Origin of the sequence: Marinitoga aeolica (assembly GCF_029910535.1) — a bacterium.
Taxonomy (GTDB): domain Bacteria; phylum Thermotogota; class Thermotogae; order Petrotogales; family Petrotogaceae; genus Marinitoga; species Marinitoga aeolica.
The window spans coordinates 511378-535955 of record NZ_CP069362.1 but is presented as its reverse complement, the minus strand read 5'-3'; the positions used below and the strand labels follow the sequence as shown (position 1 = coordinate 535955).

The following is a 24578-nucleotide window of genomic DNA, read 5'->3' as shown; positions in this document are numbered from 1 at the left end:
AAATGCTGGGACATTTATTATTGTTATTATCCTTTTACAGAACCCTGAGTTAATCCACCAACTAAATATTTTTGCATTGATAAGAATAATAATACCATTGGAACTGCACCTAAGAGTGCTGCAGCTGTAAATAATCCCCATTCTGTTTCAAATGGCCCTGATGTAAATGTCTGTAAACCAACAGCATATGTAAAGTTTTGTTCGCTTGATAATACAATTCTAGCTAATACAAATTCATTAAATGTACCCATAAAAGATAATATAGTTACAACAGCTAAAATAGGTGATGCTAAAGGTAATACAATTAACCAGAATGTTTGGAATCGTGTAGCGCCATCGATCATAGCAGATTCTTCAAGTGAATCAGGGATTGTATCATAATAACCTTTGATAAGCCACATATTAAAGGAAACACCACCAAGGTATACAAATATCAAACCAGATAACGTGTCCAATCCAATAAAGCCAAAATAATCTCCCATGAATTTAAGCATTCCATATAATGCAACCATATACATTATAGCAGGGAACATTTGAATAAGCATTAAATACAATAATCCTTCTTTTCTTCCGATAAATCTCATTCTACTAAATGGATATGCCGCAACAGAGGTAATCATTACAGTTAGTATAGAAGTTAAACCAGCGACAATAATAGAATTTAGTAACCATCGTAAGAAAGGTTTTCTTTGCTTTGGATTCCAATTATCCAATAAATCATATATATTTTTATCAATATTTCTTAAATCTGATTTTAATGTTTTGTATTTTACTGAATCAGCTAAATCAGAAACGATTCTTGAAGCTCTTGAAATATTAGCTTTTGCTGGACCGTATTGTGAGTTATATACTGATGAAATTTTCATTACTGGTTCAATATCAGCAGTATAACCACCATAATTAATCTTTAGATAATCAGATGAATTATTTTCAAGTTTTTCAAGATTTGGATTTATTTCAGAGATAATTTTTTTAAAGGAAGCTTTGCTTTCCAGAAATTTTTCATTAGCTTCTTCTATATTTTTCTTTAATGTAAAAATATTCAAATCTTTTTTAGAAGGTTTATAAAATTCGAATAGCTTAGAACTTAATATATCTGAAAAATATTCTGATTCATAATAATTAGAAATAGGTATTTGAGCTATACTTTTTATAATAGTGAATTCACCATATTTTTTTAATTTTTCAAAGTTTTCTAGAACTGATTTATTTTTACTATATAATTCGTTGTATTTTTCTTGAGTTATTTCTAATTCGCTATTTAGTTTGTTGAGTGTGTTTTGATAATTTTCAAGTTTTTCAAGATTTGTTTTTAAATTTAATGCTACGGAATTTAATGTATCTAAAGTTGTTTTTACGTTTTTTATTGTTTCAATTAAGGTTTTATAAGCAGGAGATACGTATTCGAGTTCAGGATTTATATATATTAAATAGTTTTTTAACCATGCAAATGATTTTGTGTAGATTTCAATTGCATTTTTATAATTTTCAAAGTCAGCAAGGCTCGCCATGTTTTTGTTTATCTCTAAAAATGTATTAGATATATAGTTTATATCATTGGAAAGGGCTAAGACATTACTATTATTAATCTGTTGATTTTTATATTTTTTAAATATATTAACTGCCGATTCTATTTTTAGACTATCTGGCGCATAAATTTCTAATAAAGAAGATAAATCATTGTTATATTTAACTACTAATGATTCAATCTTTGATATATTGTTTTTTGTAATAGAAATATTTTTTTGTATATTTTTCATTTCAGTTTCATATAAGTTTATGTTTTCGAGATCTTTACCAAGCATTTGTTTTTCTAAATTTTCAAAGTATGAGTCAATTTTTTTTGCACTTAATGAAATATTTTTCCATTTATCAATAAGAGTTTTTACACTGGAATTTAAATTTGAAATATTTTCGTTATTTTCTATTTTTAACCATTTTTTATATGTTTTTATTTTCCATAAAGTATATTTTGGTGATGTGGAAAATATTGTTGATAATGTATCTTGATAATATTTTTCATTTTTTGTTGTTTTAGGAATATTATTTAATGTGAGCAATATTTCATTTCTTAATTTATAATACTCATTAATAGAATTCTTTAAATTATCTAATTCTTCTGATATTTTATCTGTGGTTATATCTGAGAGCATAGATTTTTCAATTTCTTCTAAATTTTTTAATTCAGATATTCTTGATTTATTTATGTCATTGATAATATCTTCTTTATTTGTTTCTAAAGAAGACAATAAATTCTTGAAGTTAGAATCAATATCGTCTAAATATGTATTTGTTTGTGAAATATATGCAGTAAAATCAGATAATTCATTATTTAACTTTTTACTAGCCTCTTCAAGACTTAACTGTGAATTTTTACCTATAAAATGTGCAGTTCCATTTATATCTTTTATTAATTCTGGAACAGTAGCTCTTGGGAATAATAAGTCTCTGTAGTAATTTAGTGTTATTCTTGATGAAAAAAGTTTTGGCGAAAAAGCAGCGTTATCTCTTCTGATGGATGTTGTTACAACCCAAACTAGTGGAAAAAGTACTATCACAATAATAATAATTAGAAATATATGTCTTAATAAATAATTTTTTTTCTGTATCATAGCCATTATCTGCTCACCTCTTCAAAAGCACCTGATAATTTGAAGTTAAAGTAACTAATTGCAGAAACAATTGCAAATATTAAAATAGATATAGCACTCGCAAATCCAAAATCCTGACCTCTCGAACCTTCAAAAGCCAGTTTGTAAGTATATGAAATCAGAATATCTGTTGAACCTGCTGGAGTAGTTGCACCAGGCATTGCAGGACCACCACCGGTTAAAAGATAAATATTTACAAAGTTATTGAAATTAAAAGCAAAACTACTTACCAATAAAGGAGTTAATGAAACCATTAATAAAGGTAAAGTAATTTTTCTGAATTGTGTCCACCTTGTAGCTCCATCAATAGATGAGGCTTCATATAATTCATCTGGGATACTTTGTAAAGCACCTAATGTTATGGTCATCATATATGGAAAACCTAACCACGTATTTACAATTAAAACGGCAACTTTTGCCCAAAAAGGATCATTTAACCATTTTATTGGTTGTAATCCTAAGTTTGTAATAATAAATCTATTTATAATGCCATATGTTTCATTGAAAAATCCATTTCTCCATATCAATACAGATATAAAGGCAGGGACAGCCCATGGAATAATCAACAATGTTCTATATAATATTCTGCCTTTCATTAATTTATCATTCAACATTAATGCTAATACCATACCAATAACAAAACTAAATAAAACACTTAAAGCTGCGTAAGTAAATGTCCACGAGAATATTTTTAAAAAAGGACCTGATATTTTAGGATCTTTTCTTATTCTATCAAATTGGTATGTTCCAACAAACGAAGAATAACCAATTAATCTTATTAATTCCCCTTTATCATTATAATCCCAGAATGCATTATCTCTATCTATAAGCTCTTTGTTGGTTTTAGTATTAAAAATAATAGTTTTATAAGTTTTTTTATTGTTTATAAAAACAGGTTTTACCCTCAATTCGTAGATTCTATAAGCTTCTGAAAATTTTTTATAAATGTATCTTGAAGATAATCTGTATTTTTTACCATCGTAATTTTTGAGTTCTAAAACACCGAGATATTTCTGTCTTAAAACTGAATTATAAAAAGCGGCATTTTTGAATGTGTCTGGATCAGTTGGGGAATAGAAATATACATACTTTTTTCCATTTTTTGTTTCGAAACCCAGAACATTATTCATTTTTTCTTCAATGGATAAGTTTTTAAAAGTGTCATCAAGTTTTCGTTTCAAAAAAGCAGTATAAATATTCCCATTAATAGAGACTGTCATATAATTTTCGTTTATAGGCTTTAAATTTGCAGAAGCATTTTTAGGGTTTCCCTTTGAATCATAGATTATCTCTTTAGGTTTTTCTGAAAGGAGCATTTCTTTATCGTTGTATAGTACAATTAAGAAATCTTCAGTAGGCTTAAAATTTTCTAATTTTACAAAAATTTTAAAATTATAGCTATTCCCATTTTCGGGTTCAAATAAATAGTTTGGATCGTTTAAGAGTATTTGGATTGCTTGATCTCTTGTGAAGAGATGACCAGTTCCGTAGTTTGTAAAAGCAGTTCTAACAGTATAATATATAGGATATACAGTTAGAATAAATAGAAAGAACATAGCAGGTAAGGTATATCTATATGGATATCCTTTTTTTGAGAAAATGGCTACATTTGCTAATACTACAAAAGCTGCAATAACAATTGCCAATCCATAATTGCCTAAACCCGATAATATAAAGATAGACCATATTAATCCGGCATTCATTAGAGCGATTACAGTGTATAACAAAATCTTACCAAGAGTTTTCATGGTGTCCCTCCCTTAAAATGTATGAAAAATTTTGATTTTTGGCTATAAACAATAATACTTAAATATTATAACATAAAATTAGCTTTTTTATCAATTTGAAAATAAAATATTATGTTAAAAAATAAATGTTATAATAAAATAATAAAATTTAGAAGAGGTGTGGATATGGAATATATAGCTTTATGCGCTTTGGGTTTGGAAAAGATACTTTCTAATGAACTAAAAAAGATGAATTATAAAATCGAAAAAGCAAATGACGGAATGGTTGAATTTTATGGTAATGATTATGAATATTATAAGTTAAATTTGAATTTAAGAACAGCAGAAAGAATATTTATAAAAATCGGAGAGTTTTATGCTGAAACATTTGATGAATTATTTTCAGGAATTACAGATATTAAATGGGTAGATTTTTTACCTAAAAATGGTAAAATTATAATTGATAAAGTTAGAACATCTAAATCCGTATTATATAATCAATCAGTAATACAATCGGTTGTAAAAAAAGCAATAATTGAAAGATTAAAGAAAGAATATAAAATTAATAGTTATCTTGAAGAAGCTGGAATATATAAATTTAGAGTATATATAAAAAAGAATAAAGTTACAATTGTTTTAGATACAACAGGTGAAGGATTGCATAAAAGAGGTTATAGAAAATTGGTGAGCCAAGCTCCTTTGAGAGAAACAATTGCTGCTGCAATGATTTTGAAAGCTGGATGGAAGAGGAAACATGTTTTAATAGATCCCTTTTGTGGTTCTGGAACCATTCCTATAGAAGCTGCGATGTATGGATTAAATATAGCTCCTGGTCTTTATAGACATTTTGTTTTTGAATCATGGCATAATTTTAATAAAAATAGATTAGATAAAATAAAAAAAGAAGCTATAGATTCCATAAAATATACAGAGTTAAAGATATATGGGTTTGATAAAGATTATAAAATGATAGAAATAGCTGGGAAGAATGCTGAGAACTTTAATTTAGATAAATATATAAACTTTGAAAAAAATAATATGGAAAGTATAAAACTGGATTATGATGAAGGATACATTATTACAAATCCACCTTATGGGGAGAGATTAAAAGATAAGAAACATGCAGAAAAAATATATGAACAAATGAGGTATTTAAGAAAAAAATATCCTAAATTTAAATATTCTATAATAACTTCACATGAAGATTTTGAAAAATTCTTTGGAAATAAGTCAGATAAAAAAAAGAAAATAATAAATGGGAAACAAACATTGTATATTTATGAATATAAATAATCAAGGGAGTAGAAGTAATGAAAAAATATTCATTGATAAAAGTATTTAATAAACAAAGTATCATTTTGTTAGGATTAGTGTTTTTGTTTTTATATCCAATAACCATTTATTTTAATATAAGAGATGAAATAAGTTATAAGAAAAATATATATAATAAAATATCAAATATATTTTTTACAGAAATTACCAAAGAAATTGATAGTGTTTTAGTCAGAACAAAAAAGGTTATTATTGAAATTCCTCCACAGGAAATATTGAATTCAATAAAAGAGGTTGGAGCATTTGGAGGATATTCTATTATAAGGGATAAAGAACTTTTGAATTATTCTATTGAAAAAAATAAAATAATATTAAAAAAGATATTTTTGCCTACAATAATAAGAGAAGTGCTGAGAAAAATAAATTTTGAAGGAAATTATATAATGGTATCCTTAAAAAAAGAAATTATTTGCTCAAATGAAAATAATATGAGAAACATAGATTTCAGAAATATAAAATTGATTAATAAAAGCATTATAAAGTTAAATGATAAGTATTATTATGTGCGATTTAATGATAGTACATATAGTGTATATCCAATATATATGTTAATGGACCTTGATTTAAATTTAATAAATTACATTTTGAAAAGTAGTGTTCAATGGATAATTGTAGTTGGAATTATATTTATAATATCTTTTTGGATAGATAAAAGATATTATATAAAAATTCAAAATAGTATAGAAAAGTTTTCTATAGACGTTGAAAAAATTGGAAATAAAATTTTGAAAGGTGAAGAAACAAATTATATTATTTCGAGTACAGGTATAAAAGAGATAGATAATATTGGAAAAACTTTAGATGATATGTTTAAAAATAATATAGAGTATATTGAAAAAAATAAAGTTCTTATTCAAGAAATTATAAGTTTGTTAGGAAATATTTCTGAATTTAGAGATGAAATAACTGGTAATCATATAGTTAGAGTTGGGAAAGTAGCTAAAATAATAGCTTCTAAGATTTTTAAAGATGAAAAAATAATAAAAGAGTATTATTATGCTGCTCAGATGCATGATATAGGAAAAATAGGAATACCAGATAGAATATTACTAAAACCTGGAAAATTAACTGAAGAAGAATATGAACAAATGAAGGAGCATACAAAAATAGGATATAAAATTTTGAAAAAAATAGATGATGAATTTTTTGATTTAGCAGCAAGAATAGCGTTATATCATCATGAAAAGTTCAATGGAACAGGATATCCTTATGGGCTTGAAGGTAAAGAAATACCAATAGAAGGAAGAATCGTTGCTGTTTGTGATGTTTTTGATGCATTAATTTCAGAAAGACCATATAAAAAAGGATTTTCAATAAGTGAAGCAATAAAAATTATTAAAGAAGAAAGTGGGAAACACTTTGATCCGGAAATAGTACAAATATTTCTTGAAAATATTGAAGAAATAAAAAGTTACTATAAGGAGATGTAAATATGAAGGTGCAAAAAGTAACTATTGTGATACTTATTTTGATAATTACATATTTTTTAATTCCAAGAGAAAATATTACAGTAGTTACACAGATGTCAGAAAATGAGACTAAAGGGTTGGAAAAGATTTTGAAATCTTATAGTTTAACCCATTTTGTTAAATTTGACATAAGAAGAATTCCATTTTCAGGCCACTTTTCAAGAATTAAGGAAATTATAGATTCTAATCAGGAAGTAGATATAGCAAGAGTTGATATAAAAATGCCTGAATGGTTTAAAAAATATACATATGGAGAACCAACATTACAAGCTGTAGATTGCCTTGTAATGTTGTATAATAAAAAATATGTGGATGCACCTCCAAATACATTAGATGAATTATGGAATTTTATTGAAGAAAATACAGTAGATATAAATGGGCATACTTTTAAATCATCTGATTTTAATAAAAGTAAAATAGATAAGTATGCAATTTATTTACCGTATAATTCTGGGTGGTGGATGAGTACAATTTTTGGAAGCGAAGATAAGAATTTTCTAACCAAAAAAGTAAATAAAGAAAAATTTATAAAAATAGCAGAAAAGATTAAATATTTATATAAAAACCAGCTAATTCCTAAATCATCGGAAGATTTTTATGACGATATGATAAAAATGTTTTCTCAAAATGAAGTAAAGATTATATATAATGGTCCATGGAGTTTTTCGACTTTAAAAGATAAGAAAATAGATTTTGGAATTTCTTTAATCCCTAAAGGTGAAGATACAAGATTTTCTCCTATGGGAGGACAACAATGGGTAATATTAAATAATAAAAAAATTGTAAATAAGGTTTTTAAGTATCTTTCAAGCGATAAAGTAGCAGAGCAATTTTATAAATATAATAATACAATTATGCCAAATAGGAAGCTTTTAGAAGAATTAGAGAAAAAAGGGGATATTGTTGCATCACAATTAAAAATGGCTATTCCTATTGATAATAAAATTGATTATATTCTTTATAAATTTTTTAGTAATGATTTTGTTGATTATTTAAATGACCAAATCACATCAGAACAATTATTTAATAATTGGATGAAAATGATAAAAGGAATAAATTGAGAAGTTTATTGAAATGTGTCATTATTATTTTTATTAATTAATTAAAAGAGAGGCTAAAGAGCCTCTCTTTTAAGATATTATTATTAATTCTTGATCACCGTCTATGTTATCTCCTTTTTTTACAAGAATTTTTTCAACTACCCCATCATAGTCACTTAATATTTCATTTTCCATTTTCATAGCCTCTATAACCAATAATTTTTGACCTTTAGAAACTCTATTACCCTCTGCGACATTAATATCAACTACTACTCCAGGTAATGGTGCTTTTACAACATTTTTTCCAGAAGATACTGAAGCTGTTGCAGCTGGTGTTGGTTTAGGCGCAGCTGCTGTTTTTGGAGTTTCGGCCCTTGGCGCGGTTGGTACAGATGCGTGAACAGGTTCTGGTTTCTGAACTTGAGTTGGTTGTGATACTGTTTCTACACCTAATTCTTCAACTTCAACTTCATAAGTTTTTCCGTTTACCTTTACATTGAATTTTCTGATCATTTTCTCCCTCCTAATCTTTTAGCTCTCCAGGTAACAACAGGTGGTAACATTCCCCACATACTATATTTTTTATTTTTCATTATAGTAGCAGGTTTTATACTCTTTATCTTATATGATTTATTTCCCATAGCCATAGTAATTGCTCCCATAATAGCAGCAACTAATTCGCTATCATCTTCAATTTCTTTTGATAATTCTATATTATTTACAGGTTTTGGATTTTGATGAGGTATATTTATCTCTTTTTTTACTTTTTTTTCATTTGTTGGAGAAAGGAATCTAAAAAAAACAAAAAACATACTTAAAATAAATAAAACCAAAAATACAATTACAATTCCTACGAATGTAATAGATAATACATTACCCATAATTACACCACCAATTATAATGGAATGTTTCCATGTTTTTTATTTGGTCTTGCTTCCGCTTTCGATTCAGACATAAATAATGTTTGGATTAAAACTTTTCTGGTTTCTCTAGGATCGATAACATCTTCAATATATCCTCTTCCAGCAGCAACATAAGGATTAGCAAATTCTTTCTTATATTCTTCGATTTTTTCCATTCTTGTTTTTTCTGGATTTTCAGAATTTTTTATATCTTTTCTAAAAATTATATTTGCAGCACCTTCGGAACCCATAACGGCTATTTCAGCTGTAGGCCAAGCGAATACAAAATCAGCCCCAATGTGCTGCGAAGCCATGGCAATATAAGCTCCACCATAAGCCTTTCTTAAAATAACAGTTAGTTTTGGAACAGTAGCTTCACTATATGCATATAATAATTTGGCTCCATGCCTTATTATTCCACCATGTTCTTGATTTACACCTGGTAGAAATCCTGGCGTATCAACAAAGGTAATAATAGGAATATTAAATGCATCACAGAATCTAATAAATCTAGCAGCTTTATCTGAAGAATTTATATCTAAAGCACCTGCTAAGAATTTAGGTTGGTTTGCAATAATACCTACACTTTTTCCGCCAATTCTTCCAAATCCTACAACAATATTTTGTGCATAATATTTGTGAACTTCAAAGAAAGAGTCCTTATCTAAAACTAAATTAAGAATATCTCTTACATCATATCCCTTTTTAGGATTTGGAGAAACAATATCATAAATCGTTTCTGGTAAATCAAAGTTATTATCAAAATCAAAATCTTCAGGAGTTTCAAGATTATTTGATGGTATGTATGTCAATAATTTTTTAGCAATATTCATGGCTTCTTCATCTGAGTTTGCTATAAAATGAGCTACACCACTTTTAGCATTATGGGCCATGGCACCACCAAGCTGGTTTTTGTCCACATCTTCGCCAGTAACAGCTTTTATAACTTGAGGACCTGTTATAAACATTTGCGAAGTTTTATCAACCATAATTATAAAATCAGTTATTGCAGGTGAATAAACAGCACCACCAGCACAAGGACCAGCAATTATTGTTATTTGAGGAATAACTCCAGAAGCCAGTGTGTTTCTATAAAAAATTCCACCATAACCATATAATGAGTCTACACCTTCCTGAATTCTAGCTCCACCAGAATCATTGATACCAATTATTGGCATGCCATATTTTATAGCCATATCTTGTAACTTCATTATTTTTTTGGCATGCATTTCTCCTAAAGAACCGCCTTGAACAGTAAAGTCTTGTGAATAAATAGCGACTTTTTTACCATTAATTGTTCCAACACCAGTTATTACACCGTCATATGGAAATGATTTTTTATCTAAACCAAAGTTTGTACTTCTATGTTTTACAAATAAATCAGTTTCTACAAATGAGCCTTCGTCTAACAGTAATTCAATTCTTTCTCTGGCAGTTAATTTTCCTAATTTATGCTGTTTTTCTATTTTATCAGGACCACCGCCTTCGAGTAACTTTTCTTTTCTTTTTAAAAATTCTTCATAAATTTCTTGAAACTTTTCATCCATTTATTACACTCCTTTCGAGTATTATTGGTGTTCAACTAATTCAACAAGTACTCCATTAGTTGTTTTAGGGTGTAAAAATACAACTTTTGTATTGTGAGCACCATTTTTTGGTTCATCACTTAAAGGTTTTAACCCTAATTTTTTTGCATTTTTAATTATCTCTTCAACATTCTCAACTTCATAAGCAATATGATGCATACCTTCACCTTTTTTAGCTAAAAAACCGGAAACTTCTGAATTATCATTTAATGGTTCAAGTAATTCTATTCTTGTGTCTCCTGCCTTTATAAAAGCAACTCTTAAACCTCTATCTTCTAAAATTTCTTCACCAGTTATTTCCAAACCAAGTAAATCATTGTATAATTTTAAAGCGTCTTTAATTGACTTAACAACTATACCAATATGATCAATTTTTTTCATTTTTATCCACCTCACATACATACTTTATTATTTTTTCTTTTAAATCAGTCATGTTTTCAAAATTAAAATTTGCTGATTCAATTATATTATCAATATTTCTAATTATAGAACTTCTAACACGTCTTTTTATTCTTCTTTTTTTTCTAAATTCATATTCTCCCGTTTTTTTAATTTCTTCAAAGTGTGAGTCAATCCAATCAATAACATCTTTTATTCCTTCATTTCTTATAGCGCTAACAGGAAGAATTATCTTGGTTTTGGATTCGCTTTCTAAAGACAATGTATTTTTTAATTGTAAGACAAATTTATCAGACTCTGGTAGGTCCATCTTATTTACAATGTATGCATCAGCAATTTCCATAATACCAGCTTTAAACATTTGAATCTCGTCCCCGGTATTTGGAGATAATACAAGAAGGATTGTATCTGCAACAAATATTACTTCAATTTCTGACTGACCTGCTCCAACAGTTTCGATGATTATTTTATCAAATCCAAATGATTTCATTACATCAACTATATCATAGATAGAATCGCATAACCCACCAACACTACCTCTTGAAGCAACACTTCTGATGTATATATTATCCCTTCCGGAAAGATTTCTCATTCTAATTCTATCTCCCAAAAATGCCCCGCCAGAAAAAGGACTTGAAGGATCTACGGCAATTATTCCTATCTTTAGTCCTTGATTACTCCATTCTTTTACCATTTTTGATAATGTGGTACTTTTTCCTGCTCCGGGACTTCCAGTAATGCCAATTATTTGTGTTTCTTTTTTTTGTTTTGGTAATTGTGAAATTATATCCCATGCATAGTTTATATTATTCTCTACAAGAGAAATTACCTGTGCAAGAGCATATTTTTCTCCATCTTTAAATTTTTCTATTATTTTATCAAGCTTCTTTTGAATTTGCAATTTCTTTCACCTTGCTGATTATTGTTTCAAGAGGAGTTCCTGGACCAAATACCTCTTTTATTCCCATTTCTTTTAAAGCAGGTATATCATCTTCAGGTATAATACCACCTAAGAATATTGGTATATTAGCATCTTTTTCTTTCAGTAATTTTAATACTTTTTCACATAATTTCATATGAGCACCAGATAATATAGATAAACCTATTATTTGTACATCTTCTTCTAACGCAGTGTTTACAATATCTTCTGGAGTTTGTCTGATTCCAGTATAAATGACTTCCATTCCAGCATCCCTTAGAGCTCTCGCTACAACTTTTGCACCTCTATCATGACCATCTAAACCGGGTTTTCCAACTAATACCCTGATTTTTTCCATTATTAGTCCTCCTCTTTTCTATTTTATAAAATATTTATATTAAGATAGTTGAAGATTCAAATAAACTGATAATGTATTTAAATTATAGAATTACAGCTTCGTGATATTCGCCATAAACATCTCTTAATACATCGGTAATTTCACCTAATGTAGCATAAGATTTTACAGCTTCTAAAATATAAGGCATAACATTCTCTTTATTTTCAGCAGCATTTCTTAATTTTAAAAGATTCTTTTTAACGAGATCATTATCTCTTTCTTTTCTTAATTTTCTTAATTTTTCTTTTTGTCTTTCTTCAACTTCTGGATCTACTTTTAATATAGTACCACTTTTTTGTTCTTCTTCAACAGTAAATTTGTTTAAACCAACAATTATTTGTTCTCCATTTTCAACAGCTAATTGAGATTCATATGCGGAATTTAAGATTTCTTTCTGTATGTAACCATCTTCAATAGCTTTAACCATTCCATCCATTTTTTCAATTTTATCTATATATTTTAAAGCTTTTTCTTCAATATCTTTTGTTAATGCTTCTATTACATAAGAGCCTGCAAATGGATCAACTGTTTCTGTAACACCAGATTCATATGCAATAATTTGTTGTGTTCTTAATGCTATAGTAGCAGATAGTTCTGTAGGTAATCCCAATGCCTCATCATATGAATTTGTATGTAATGATTGAGTTCCACCTAATACTGCAGCTAAAGCCTGCATTGTAACCCTGATAATATTGTTCAATGGTTGTTGGGCAGTTAATGTTGAACCTGCAGTTTGAGTGTGGAATTTTAATCTCAATGCAGCTGGATTGGTTACATTAAATTTATTTTTCATTAATTTTGCCCATAATTTTCTGGCGGCTCTAAATTTAGCAATTTCTTCTATAAAATTATTATGGGCGTTAAAGAAGAAAGATAAATTTTTACCAAATATATTTGGATCTAAACCAGCTTTTATAGCAGCTTCTACATAAGCTAAACCATCAGCCAAAGTAAATGCGACTTCTTGAACAGCATTAGCTCCAGCTTCTCTAATATGATATCCACTTATACTGATTAAATTAAATTTAGGTAAGTATTTTGATCCATATTCAAAAATATCCACAATAATTTTCATTGAAGGTTCTGGTGGAAATACATAAGTACCTCTAGCAATATATTCTTTTAAAATATCATTTTGTATAGTACCTCTTAATTTTTCTTGTGGGACTCCTTGCTTTTCTGCTACAGCTATTAGCATGGAAAGTAAAACAGAAGCAGTAGAATTTATAGTCATGGAAACGCTAACTTTATCTAGCGGAATTCCATCAAATAATATTTCCATGTCTTTTAATGAATCTATAGCTACACCAACTTTACCAACTTCGCCTTCGGACATAGAATGATCAGAATCATATCCAATTTGTGTTGGTAAATCAAATGCTACGGAAAGACCTGTTTGTCCCTGTTCTAATAAATATTTATACCTTTTATTTGATTCTTCTGCTGTTGCGAATCCTGCGTATTGTCTCATTGTCCAGAATCTACCTCTATACATTGTTGGTTGAACACCACGTGTAAAAGGATATTCGCCAGGGAATCCTATATCTTCCAAATAGTCTATATCTTTTATATCTTCTGGAGTATATAATCTTTTTAATTCTTCATTGAAAGTTGTTTTAAACTTTTCTTTTCTTTCTGGAAATCTTTCTAATGTTTTTTTCAATGTGCTTTCTTCCCACTGTTTTTTCTTTTCTAAAATTTCATTTAATTTTTCTTCTTTAAACATAAAGCACCTCCAGATAAATTTTTATATAAAATACACCATAATATATTTTACAATATTTTTCTTTTTTTTGCTAATGAAAAAAACCACAATAAATCATAATTTCAACTAATAATTAAGGATTATCTTCAATATAATAAGAATAATAAATTGGCATTAGCAATAATTATATGTTATTATATTATATAGATATTAATTGAAAATTACGGGAGGTTTTTGTATGGCTTCGGAAAAGGAAATTGTATATCCTAAATTTATTGATGGAGACATCATTTTTTTCCTGGAAAAAAATGTTACACAAAAGCAACTTTTAGAAGAACTTTCTGAGAATCTGGAAAAATTAAGTAATTTTTTTTCAGAAGGGGATGGTTTTTATATTTTAGTGAAAAATCCGGAGATGTATTCTATAGTTCCTAAAGTTGGTAAATTGGCTAAAGAAAAGAATTTATATTTATCAGGTGTATATTTTGAAGATCTCCCTGAAATAAAAAAGAAAAAAAGAGAATTTAGATTAAGTGGGACGAATATTTATAAAAAACATGTAAGATCTGGACAAATCCTTGATAACCCGGGTGATATAATAATATTTGGTAATGTTAATCAAGGTGCTGAAATTCGTGCTGGTGGTAGTGTTATAGTATTTGGAAAAGTAAAAGGCACTGTAAGAGTTGGTATGACACAACATAAAAATACATTTATTGTAGCATCTGAAATGGATTCTCCACTTGTAGAAATTTGTGGTATAGTTTTAAATAATTATGCATGGCCTGAGGGTCCTGTTTCGATACATTACGACAATGATCAAATAAATGTTGAACCTATAGAATTATAATGGAGGTTATAAAATGGAGAGTAAAGAAATACTAAAACTCTTGAGTGATGCAGTTGGCGTTTCAATGTATGAAAATGAAGTTAAAGGAAAAATAATTGAATTAGCTAAAAAAATTTCAAAAAATATAGAAATATTAGAGGTTGGTAAAGGGTCATTAGGGATAAAATATGGAAACGGTATGAAGAAAATAGGTTTGTTTGCCCATATGGATGAAATTGGATTGGTGATTTCTAAAATAGTGGATGAACAGTTTGCTATGATTCATACCATAGGAGGAGTTGATCCGAGAACATTAATAGCCAAACGAGTTAAATTTTTCACCCAAAAAGGTGTTAAATTAGGATTAGTTGGTATGCTAGCACCACACTTACAAAAACAAGAACATAGAAATACTGCTCCAGATTTTGACAATTTATATGTTGACTTTTCTATAGATGGAGGAACTGAAGATATTGAGATTGGGGATATTGGAGTTGTTGATGTAAAAGCAGATGAATTAAATGGCAAAATAACAGGAAAAGCTATAGATGATAGGGCGGGATGTGCAGTACTTTTAAAAACATTAGAATATCTTGAAAAATTTAAATTAGAAGATAAAACAGTGTATTTTTTATTTAATCAAGGGGAAGAAATAGGATTAAAAGGTGCTAAGAGAACAAGTTTTGAAATTCATCCAGAGGTAGGAATAATTTTAGATGTTACTTTTGGAAGTGATACACCTGGTCATTTTGAAAAAATAGAAATGGGAAAAGGTCCTGCAATTGCTTTAGGACCAACCATGAATAATGAAGTTACAGAAAAAATAATAGAAACAGCGAAAAAATACAATATAAATTATCAACTTGAACCATTACCAATAAGAAGCGGAACTGAAGCGGATATTGTTCAAATTGTGAAAGAGGGAATAAAAACAATAGGTATTTCTATACCTATTTTAAATATGCATTCTTCAGTAGAAGTAGTAGATCCTTCTGATATTGATAAATCAGCAATGTTAATAGCCCATTTCATAGCAGATTATGGTAAAGAAGGTGAAGTGAATGAATAACTTATTAAAATATTTGCCAGAATTAACAGAATTGCCAGGAATTTCTGGAAAAGAGGACAAGGTTAGAGAATATATTTTAGAAAAGATAAAAGATAAAGTTGATGAATATCATATTGATGTAATGGGTAATTTAATTACAAAAATTAAAGGTAAAGATTCATCTAAAAAAGTTATGTTATTAGCCCATATGGATGAAGTGGGATTTATGGTAACAAAAATAAATGATGATGGAACTTTTCATATTTCACCAGTTGGAGGAGTTGATCCAAGGGTTGTATTTGCTCAAAGATTGAAGGTAAATGGTGAAATATTATCAGTTGTTCAAATTAAACCAATTCATCTTTTAAGTGCAAATGAAAGAAAATCAAAACCAGATTACAATAGTTTTAAAATATATACAGGTTTTTCAAAAGATGAAATTAAAAAGAAAATAAAAATAGGAGATATGGTAACCTTTGATACAAAGTTTTACATGAATGGTAATAGAGCAGTTTCAAAGGCTTTTGATGATAGAGCTGGATGTTCATGGATGATGAATATTATAGATAAAATTGCTGAAGGAAATAAACCAGAATATGATACTTATTTTGCTTTTGTAGTTCAAGAGGAGGTAGGATTAAGAGGTAGTGGTGTAGCCGCATATCAAATAAAACCAGATGTAGCTTTAGTATTAGAAGGTACAACAGCAGGGGACTATCCTTTGTTGGACGAGGATAAATGGGCAACACATCTTGGAAATGGCCCTGCAACATTTTTTATGCATTCTGGTGTAGTTTTATCAAAAGAAGTTTTTGATAAAATTTTAAGCGTTGCAAAAGAAAATAATATTATGTTACAATTTAAAATGAGAACTGCTGGGGGTACAGATGCAAGAAGATTAGCTATTACATTAGATGGAATCCCCTCTGGAATTTTAGCGGTGCCTTCGAGGTATATACACTCACCAAATACAATTATAGATATTAATGATTATATCAATGGATACAAATTATTGGAACACTTAGTAATTGAAGGGAGGATTTTAAAATAATGAAAGAACTAATAAAAAAATTAACTGAAGCAAAATCTCCAAGCGGTAGGGAAAATGAGATAAGGGATATTATAATAAATGAGATAAAAGAATATGTTGATGAATATAAAGTTGATAAATTAGGAAATTTAATAGCCATTAAAAAAGGCGAAAGTGATAAAACAATATTATTTGATGCTCATATGGATGAAATAGGATTAGTTGTAACACATATTACAGAAAATGGTTTTTTAAGAGTAGAGCCAGTTGGTGGAGTTAACCCCAGAATTTTAATTGGAACAAAAGTGCAGTTTAATGGACATATAGGCGTTGTTGGTTTTGAAGGAGAAACAATGGAAGAATATTCTAAAAATATGAATAATATTAATTTTGATATATTATTTGTTGATATAGGGGTAGATTCAAAAGAAGAGGCAGAAAAAATAGCTCCAATAGGAACATTTGGGACATATTATGCACAATTTAATGATTTAGGAGATAAGGTTATTTCAAAAGCTTTAGATGATAGAATTGGTTGTGCTATCATGATAGAATCTATTAAAAAGATAAACAAACCAAAAAATAATTTAATATTTGCTTTTACAGTTCAAGAAGAAGTGGGATTAATAGGTGCTTCTGTAGCTGGATATAACTATGATATAGATATGGCAATTGCTCTTGATGTAACAGCTGCTGTCGATACACCAAAGGCATTTAAAAGAATGTCTATGAAATTAAATGGAGGGCCATGTATAAAAATAAAAGATGGATATACTGTAAGCGATAAATTTGTTGTAGATTATTTAAAGGAAGCAGCTAAAGAAAATAATGTGAAATATCAAATGGAAGTTTTATTATTTGGAGGGACAAATGCTGGAGGGTATCAGGTAACAAAATCTGGAATACCATCTGGAACGATTTCTATTCCTACAAGATACATTCATACTCCGCATGAGATGGTATCAATGTTTGATGTTGAAGAAACTGTTAAGTTAGTTATGGCTTTATCTAATAAATAATGGTGATTAAATGAAAAAACAAGAATCTTTTAAAGATTTTTTTGTTTTTAGTTTGATAATATTTATTTCTTTATACATATTTTTATTTTATATGAATACAAGCTATTTGGAAAGAACGGTTGAAGAAATAATAAACCGTTCTTCTATTTCTGTTGTAAATACTATTGATGAATATAATAAGAAATATGAAAATCTTTCTAAAGATTTTAGTAATGATATTAGAATTAGTTCATATACAAAATCTTTAGTTTATATTTCATCTAATTTTGATGATTCAAGGTTGCATATGTATGAAGCTACTTATAAACGCTTAGATGAATATATTAAGGAAAAAATGGGAATATTATCCTTTAACGGAAAGGTAATAATTACGGATTTTGATAAAAATATATTATATCCACAAAAAGTTAATCTTTTAGATTATAATATGTTTGAAACAAATTTAATAGCTCTTGAAAACAGTAAAGGTTTAATTAAACATTCTCCAATATTTTCTTTTAATGACAAAACATTTTTTTATCTTTCTACATTTATTTTCGATGTAAATCAAATTCCTATAGGCTATTTATCCTTTGAAGTGAATGTTAATTTTGACTGGTTGAGAAGTTTCTCCATGAAAGAGATAAGCTTTTATATAGTTGATAATAAAACAAAACTTATTTGGCCGGGTATTTCTCTACCTTATTTTATTTATTCAAAATTATTTTTATCAAAAGAAGAAAATAGAAGGTTTAATTTCAATGGTAAAGTATATGATATTAAAAAAACAAATTTTGGTGATAGTATTTTTCTTTTATCTATATTTGAAAACAGAAATTTATATATTTATTCAGTAATGTATTTTATCCTAATTACGCTTTTTTTTGTCAGTATAATGATGGTTTGGATAAAAAAATATTTTCAACATGAGATTAATATTTCAAAAAAACTATTTGATATTGCAGAAGATTTAGAGTTGGAAAATGAAGAATTAATTGTTAATAGTATAAAAAATATTAAACATATTAGAAAAGCCCTTTTTCAAAATGTGTCATCTTTTGAAGAATTGGAAAATAAAATAGTAGATGCCATTAGGGTTTATGATGATATAATATATATTTCTTTTTATAGGAAAAGAATTAGTAATATAGATTATACCTCATATGAAATATATAGTTCTGAAAATTATAATATATCAGATGGAACAATAGAAATATTAAAAAGTACAAAAAATTTTTATGAATATTCTTTTAAAGAAAAAATATTTGATTTGGATGGTTTTTTAATAATTAAAGAAAATAAATTTGGAGATGTTGAAAAATCTATGATATTTGATGGAGTGTTATTTTTATTGAAAGAACTTTATATAAAGAAAAACAAAATATATAGTATAGAAGATTTAAAAAAATTCTATTTTGAGAAAAGTTTTAGAACTATTTTAATTGCTAAATTTGATGAAAGAGTAATTAATTTAAAAGCAATTGATACATTTAGAAGTTATGTGTTTAGAGTTCAAAATAATTTGATTTTTCTAAATACATTTGATTCACACTTTAATAATGAAATAATAGAGTATATTGATATTATTTGTGAATTTGAAAAGGTCAATGCTAAATTTATTAGTTTCAGAATTCCAAAATATGAGGCTAAAAAGAAGAAATTATTTAAAGAGATAGAAAAGGTTTTAAATACGCCGTGGGGGAAAATTGAAAATTCATATTGAAAATATTTATAGGCGAATTTTTGATTATTTAATTTTTTTTGATAATAAAAAATAGCCCTTTTTAAAAGGGCTATTTTGTTACTTTCTTAAAGAATAAAAAGCCTTTAATCCTTTATACTCAGCAACTTCACCTAATTCTTCTTCAATTCTTAATAATTGATTGTATTTTGCAATTCTCTCACTTCTTGATAAAGATCCAGTTTTTATAAATCCTGCATTCATAGCTACTGCCAAATCGGCGATAAATGTATCTTCGCTTTCACCAGATCTATGAGAAACAACATTTGTCATATTACTTTTCATAGCTAATTCCATAGCATCTAATGTTTCTGTAACAGAACCGATTTGATTTAACTTTATCAAAATTGAATTTGTTGCTTTCATATCAATACCTTTTTGTAATCTTTTTACATTAGTTACATATAAGTCATCACCAACAATTTGTACTTTTCCACCAACTTTTGCTGTGAAATTCTTATATGCTTCCCAGTCTTCTTGATCAAATGGATCTTCTATTGAAACAATAGGATATTTATCAATTAACATTTCATAATATTCCATAGCTTCGTCAGCTGATAATTCTTTACCATCGATATTATATACTTTCTTTTCTTCATCATAATATTCAGATGCTGCACAGTCTAAAGCGATAAAAACATGTTCTCCCGCTTTGTAACCAGCGTCTTCAATAGCTTTAATTATGAATTGAATAGCTTCTTCATTTGAATTTAAGTTAGGGGCAAATCCGCCTTCATCTCCAACAGCTGTAACATGGCCTTCTTTTTTTAACAATGATTTTAATGAATGGAATACTTCAGCACCAGCTCTTAAAGCATCTGAGAATTTATCGAATCCTGCTGGAACAATCATAAATTCTTGAATATCTAAATTGTTATCAGCATGTTCTCCGCCGTTAACGATATTCATTAAAGGAACAGGTAAAACCTTTGCATTAGGACCACCTAAGTATTTGTATAAAGGAATTCCCAATGAATCTGCAGCAGCTCTTGCAACTGCCATAGAAACAGCTAAAATAGCATTTGCACCTAATTTTGATTTGTTTTCTGTTCCATCTAATTCTAACATTACTTTGTCAATTAAAGGTTGATCAAAAACATTAAATCCTACTAATTCTTTTGCTATAATTTCATTTATATTTTTTACAGCTGTTAATACACCTTTTCCTTTAAACCTTGATTTATCACCATCTCTCAATTCTAATGCTTCAAATTTTCCAGTTGAAGCCCCTGATGGAACGATAGCTTTTCCCATAGCACCACTGGCTAATTCTACAACAGCTTCAACTGTTGGATTCCCTCTTGAATCTAACACTTCTCTTGCGTTTACTGAAACAATTTCATCATACCACATGTTTCTCCACCTCCCTAAGGTTTAACAAAAGTACCAATACCAGAATCTAATATAGCATTTAATAAGTTTCTTTTTTTAAAGAAATTTAAAACAATTATAGGCATTTTATATCTTTTACAGATAGAAAAAGCCTCGGTATCCATTATTTTTAATCCTAAATTTATAGCATCATCATATGTTATTTTATCATATTTTTTAGCATTTTTGAATTTTTTGGGGTCTTTGTCATAAATTCCATCAACTTTTGTAGCTTTAATTAAAACATCAGCTTTCATTTCAACAGCTCTTAATGCAGCTGCAGTATCCGTGGTAAAAAATGGATTTGAAGTTCCACCTGCAAATATTACGACATAACCTGCGTTGAAATATAATTCTATATCATCGTAATGAATAATTCTTACAGAAGGTAGATTTACTATTTGTGAAACCACAACCGTCTTAATTCCTTTTTTCTCAAAGTAATCTTTTAAATAAAGAGCATTAATTACTGTTCCCAACATTCCTATATGGTCTCCTATGCTATTTGTGACATTTTGCAACTCGCGACCTCTAAATAAATTTCCTGCTCCAATTACCATGCCTAATTTTATTCCATTTTTAACTACTTCTTTTATTTCATTAGCTAAATACTCTAAGGCATTTTCATCAAATCCTTTTTTGTCTTCACCGGATAATACTTCACCGCTTAGTTTTAATAGGATTCTTTTATACATATTTACCCCCCTTTTCCTTAAAAAAAAGGGTGGACAACAACCACCCCTATATATTATTCTCCTATTTCAAATCTTGCAAATCTTGAAACTTGAATATTTTCACCAATTTTTGCAATAGCTGCAGTAATAAGATCTTTTATTTTTGTTCCTTTTTCTTCTGCAAATACAAATTCCTGTTCTAATAAGCAATTATCTTCAAAGAATTTGTTTATTTTGTTTTCTACGATTTTTTCAATAATATGTTCAGGTTTTCCAGATTCTTTCATTTCTTCCATATATATTTCTTTTTCTTTAGCAATAACTTCTTCAGGAACATCTTCTCTTTTTAACCATTTTGGTCTCATAGAAGCAATTTGTAAGGAAATTTGTTTTGCTAAATCGTGAAATTCTTCAGTTCTTGCAACAAAATCTGTTTCACAGTTCAATTCTAATAATACACCAATTTTTTCATTGTGATGAATGTATGAGTAAATAATTCCTTCACCGGTGCTTCTGCTAGCTTTTTTTGCAGCTTTTGCAGCACCTTTTATTCTTAAAATTTCAACAGCTTTATCAAAATCTCCATCAGCTTCTACTAAAGCTTTTTTACAATCCATCATACCTGCACCAGTTGCATCTCTTAATTTTTTTACATCAGCAGCAGTTATAGCCATTTCAATTCCCTCCTAATATTTTCTTAAAATTCACAAAGATTTTAACATAATAACTTTTCTTTTTTTAAACATTGTTATTACTAATTTTTTTAATTATAGCATTTTCTACATTTTTAGGTACCCATTGAGAAATATTACCACCAAATTTCGCCACTTCTTTTACAATTGTAGAAGAAATAAAAGAAAATTCTGTATCTGTCATCAAAAACAATATTTCGAGATCTTCATGTAAAGATCTATTTGCATTTGCAAGCTGTAATTCGTATTCAAAATCAGAAACAGCCCTTAATCCGCGAATAACAACATTAATATTTTTCATTTTTGCATAATCGACCAATAAACCTTCATAACTTTCAACATGAATATTTTTGTAATCTTTTAATGCATCTTTAGTTATTTGGACTCTCTCTTTACAACTGAAAAAATATTTTTTATTAACATTATGTAAAACAACAATATATAACTCATCAAATATTTTAGCAGCTCTATCAATTATATTTAAATGGCCATATGTTATAGGATCAAAACTTCCTGGATATATTGCTTTTGACATATTATACCTCCAGATATTTCTCTATTTTTCCTGCTCCTAAAATAACCCCATCTTTATCATAAACAACAGCAAATTGTCCTGGTGTAACTGCGAAAATTGGTTCTTTAAAAATTACCTTTATTTTATTTTCACTAATTTTCTCTATATATGCATCTTTTTCTTCATTTCTCTTTCGTATTCTACATCGAGCTTCAATTTTTTCAAAATCGACCATAAAATTAAATTCTCCAGCTATGAGGCCTTTAAAATAAACTTTATCTGTTGGTGCAACAATAATTTGGTTTTTATCCGGGATTATTTTATATACATGCATTTTAATGTTTGGATTTTTAAAATATTTAATACCTGTTCTTTGACCTATAGTATAATTTGTATAACCTGTATGTTCACCTATTACATTCCCATCTAAATCTAGCGCTTCACCTTTGGTTATATTTATATTGTTGTCTTTTAAAAAACGTCGATAATCATTATCTGGTATAAAACATAATTCCTGGCTGTCAACTTTTTTTGCAATATTAAGGTCTAGCTTTTCTGCGATTTTTCTTATTTCATCCTTTGTATATTTCCCATTTGGGAATATAATTTTTGGTATATATTTTTTATCAATATAAGCTAAAAAATATGATTGATCTTTAGAATTATCAATACCTTTTCTTATTATCCATGTATTATATTTTTTTGAAAATTCGCTTATTGCATAATGGCCAGAAGCTACAAAATCAGCATTATATTCTTTAAGTAAATCAACAGCTAAACCAAATTTAAAATATTTATTACATAACATACATGGATTTGGAGTATATCCTTTTTTATATTCATTTATAAAATAATTGATTATTTTATCTTTAAATTCTTCGTATATTTTGATAACTTTTAATTCGAACCCTAATTTATTAGCAATTCTCAGAGCGTCATAAGTGTCAGAAGGACTACAACAAATTTTTTTCTTTTCAGGAATTTTTAAAAATATTTCATCAGGAATAGTCTTAAAATGTACACCTATGATTTCATATCCCATTTCTTTAGCTAAATAAGCAGCAACAGAACTATCAACTCCTCCGCTCATTAGCATTATCAATTTTTTCTTCAACAGTATTTCCTCCCATTAATTCCAATTTTTCTCCCAATTTTACTAATTCAGCAAGCGTTATTTTAGAAAGTTCTTGCATTAAAATAGCGTTTACTTTTTTCCATATATATCCAACCGCACATTCTGAACCAAGAGTTTCGCATTTTCCTGTGACAACACATTCGTATGATTGAAATGGCTTATCGAGTATATAAATAATTTCACTTAATTTTAAATTTTCTGGTTTTTTGCTTAAAGCATAACCACCGTATCTTCCTCTTACAGAATCAACTATTCCATATTCTCTCAATTCGCTGAAAATCTTTTCTAAAAAGTCTTTAGGTATTTTTTGTTTTGAAGATAGTTCATTTATAGAAACTCTTTCAACCCCATTTTTGTGGAGAATCGCAAGCTCATATAATGCTCTTAAAGCATAACTACTTTTAACTGTTAATCCCATA

Annotated in this window: 23 protein-coding genes; 8 read left to right on the top strand and 15 right to left on the bottom strand. The window is 28.0% G+C overall.

Annotated elements, in window-relative coordinates; translation table 11 throughout:
- Positions 1-26: 26 nt before the first annotated feature.
- Positions 27-2618, bottom strand: a complete 2592-nt coding sequence (locus tag JRV97_RS02570) for a sugar ABC transporter permease (RefSeq protein ID WP_280999908.1) — start codon at positions 2616-2618, stop codon at positions 27-29.
- Entirely contained in the window at positions 2618-4399 is a 1782-nt protein-coding gene (locus JRV97_RS02565) for an ABC transporter permease subunit (protein ID WP_280999906.1), read from the bottom strand. The genes JRV97_RS02570 and JRV97_RS02565 overlap by 1 nt, the downstream gene beginning before the upstream one ends.
- 165 nt (positions 4400-4564) lie before the next feature.
- Here JRV97_RS02565 and JRV97_RS02560 point away from each other — a divergent pair, with 165 nt between their 5' ends.
- Genes JRV97_RS02560 through JRV97_RS02550 form a run of 3 tightly spaced genes read left to right on the top strand, consistent with a single transcriptional unit; the run spans position 4565 to position 8240 of the window.
- A complete protein-coding gene (locus JRV97_RS02560) occupies positions 4565-5671 on the top strand; it encodes a THUMP domain-containing class I SAM-dependent RNA methyltransferase (RefSeq protein WP_280999904.1) in 1107 nt (368 codons plus the stop codon).
- Between the two features lie 17 nt (positions 5672-5688).
- A complete protein-coding gene (locus JRV97_RS02555; RefSeq protein ID WP_280999903.1) occupies positions 5689-7140 on the top strand; it encodes an HD domain-containing phosphohydrolase in 1452 nt (483 codons plus the stop codon).
- 2 nt (positions 7141-7142) lie between these two features.
- Entirely contained in the window at positions 7143-8240 is a 1098-nt protein-coding gene (locus JRV97_RS02550; RefSeq protein ID WP_280999901.1) for a sugar ABC transporter substrate-binding protein, read from the top strand.
- 69 nt (positions 8241-8309) lie between these two features.
- On the opposite strand, the gene JRV97_RS02545 is transcribed toward JRV97_RS02550, so the two are convergent.
- The 7 genes from JRV97_RS02545 to JRV97_RS02515 form a co-directional block, all read right to left on the bottom strand.
- The gene (locus JRV97_RS02545; protein WP_280999899.1) at positions 8310-8732 is read right to left on the bottom strand and encodes a biotin/lipoyl-containing protein; all 423 of its coding nucleotides are present in this window, start codon (positions 8730-8732) and stop codon (positions 8310-8312) included.
- Positions 8729-9100 (bottom strand): OadG family protein, encoded by a 372-nt coding sequence (locus JRV97_RS02540; RefSeq protein WP_280999897.1) that lies wholly within the window; start codon positions 9098-9100, stop codon positions 8729-8731. Before JRV97_RS02540 ends, JRV97_RS02545 begins: the two co-directional genes overlap by 4 nt.
- A gap of 14 nt (positions 9101-9114) precedes the next feature.
- Positions 9115-10668 (bottom strand): acyl-CoA carboxylase subunit beta, encoded by a 1554-nt coding sequence (locus JRV97_RS02535; RefSeq protein ID WP_280999895.1) that lies wholly within the window; start codon positions 10666-10668, stop codon positions 9115-9117.
- 21 nt (positions 10669-10689) lie between these two features.
- Positions 10690-11094, bottom strand: a complete 405-nt coding sequence (gene mce / locus JRV97_RS02530; protein WP_407081565.1) for a methylmalonyl-CoA epimerase — start codon at positions 11092-11094, stop codon at positions 10690-10692.
- On the bottom strand, positions 11075-12007 hold the full coding sequence (meaB, locus tag JRV97_RS02525) for a methylmalonyl Co-A mutase-associated GTPase MeaB (protein ID WP_280999891.1): 933 nt from the start codon (positions 12005-12007) through the stop codon (positions 11075-11077). Before meaB ends, mce begins: the two co-directional genes overlap by 20 nt.
- On the bottom strand, positions 11985-12383 hold the full coding sequence (locus tag JRV97_RS02520) for a cobalamin B12-binding domain-containing protein (RefSeq protein WP_280999889.1): 399 nt from the start codon (positions 12381-12383) through the stop codon (positions 11985-11987). The genes meaB and JRV97_RS02520 overlap by 23 nt, the downstream gene beginning before the upstream one ends.
- A gap of 82 nt (positions 12384-12465) precedes the next feature.
- A complete protein-coding gene (locus JRV97_RS02515; protein ID WP_280999887.1) occupies positions 12466-14148 on the bottom strand; it encodes an acyl-CoA mutase large subunit family protein in 1683 nt (560 codons plus the stop codon).
- A 217-nt stretch (positions 14149-14365) separates the two neighbouring features.
- On the opposite strand from JRV97_RS02515, the gene JRV97_RS02510 reads away from it, so the two are divergent.
- Genes JRV97_RS02510 through JRV97_RS02490 form a run of 5 tightly spaced genes read left to right on the top strand, consistent with a single transcriptional unit; the run spans position 14366 to position 19755 of the window.
- Positions 14366-14977 (top strand): septum site-determining protein MinC, encoded by a 612-nt coding sequence (locus JRV97_RS02510; RefSeq protein WP_280999886.1) that lies wholly within the window; start codon positions 14366-14368, stop codon positions 14975-14977.
- A 13-nt stretch (positions 14978-14990) separates the two neighbouring features.
- Complete coding sequence (locus tag JRV97_RS02505; protein WP_280999884.1) at positions 14991-16025, top strand: M20/M25/M40 family metallo-hydrolase; 1035 nt, start codon at positions 14991-14993, stop codon at positions 16023-16025.
- Positions 16018-17055 (top strand): M42 family metallopeptidase, encoded by a 1038-nt coding sequence (locus JRV97_RS02500; protein WP_280999882.1) that lies wholly within the window; start codon positions 16018-16020, stop codon positions 17053-17055. Before JRV97_RS02505 ends, JRV97_RS02500 begins: the two co-directional genes overlap by 8 nt.
- Positions 17055-18053 (top strand): M42 family metallopeptidase, encoded by a 999-nt coding sequence (locus tag JRV97_RS02495; RefSeq protein ID WP_280999880.1) that lies wholly within the window; start codon positions 17055-17057, stop codon positions 18051-18053. Before JRV97_RS02500 ends, JRV97_RS02495 begins: the two co-directional genes overlap by 1 nt.
- Positions 18054-18063: 10 nt before the next feature.
- Positions 18064-19755 carry a cache domain-containing protein gene (locus JRV97_RS02490; protein WP_280999879.1) on the top strand — a complete coding sequence of 564 codons (1692 nt, stop codon included), beginning with the start codon at positions 18064-18066 and terminating at the stop codon, positions 19753-19755.
- A gap of 78 nt (positions 19756-19833) precedes the next feature.
- Here JRV97_RS02490 and eno read toward each other — a convergent pair whose 3' ends face one another.
- The 6 genes from eno to JRV97_RS02460 all read right to left on the bottom strand — a co-directional run bounded on the left by eno (position 19834) and on the right by JRV97_RS02460 (position 24577).
- Complete coding sequence (gene eno / locus JRV97_RS02485; protein WP_280999878.1) at positions 19834-21126, bottom strand: phosphopyruvate hydratase; 1293 nt, start codon at positions 21124-21126, stop codon at positions 19834-19836.
- Between the two features lie 14 nt (positions 21127-21140).
- Positions 21141-21839 (bottom strand): UMP kinase, encoded by a 699-nt coding sequence (gene pyrH / locus JRV97_RS02480; RefSeq protein ID WP_280999876.1) that lies wholly within the window; start codon positions 21837-21839, stop codon positions 21141-21143.
- 53 nt (positions 21840-21892) lie between these two features.
- Positions 21893-22492 (bottom strand): translation elongation factor Ts, encoded by a 600-nt coding sequence (gene tsf, locus JRV97_RS02475; protein WP_280999874.1) that lies wholly within the window; start codon positions 22490-22492, stop codon positions 21893-21895.
- 64 nt (positions 22493-22556) lie between these two features.
- Positions 22557-23045 (bottom strand): pantetheine-phosphate adenylyltransferase, encoded by a 489-nt coding sequence (coaD, locus tag JRV97_RS02470; RefSeq protein ID WP_280999873.1) that lies wholly within the window; start codon positions 23043-23045, stop codon positions 22557-22559.
- Between the two features lies 1 nt (position 23046).
- The gene (mnmA, locus tag JRV97_RS02465; RefSeq protein ID WP_280999871.1) at positions 23047-24138 is read right to left on the bottom strand and encodes a tRNA 2-thiouridine(34) synthase MnmA; all 1092 of its coding nucleotides are present in this window, start codon (positions 24136-24138) and stop codon (positions 23047-23049) included.
- Positions 24098-24577 (bottom strand): RrF2 family transcriptional regulator, encoded by a 480-nt coding sequence (locus JRV97_RS02460; protein WP_280999869.1) that lies wholly within the window; start codon positions 24575-24577, stop codon positions 24098-24100. Before JRV97_RS02460 ends, mnmA begins: the two co-directional genes overlap by 41 nt.
- Between the last annotated feature and the right edge of the window lies 1 nt (position 24578).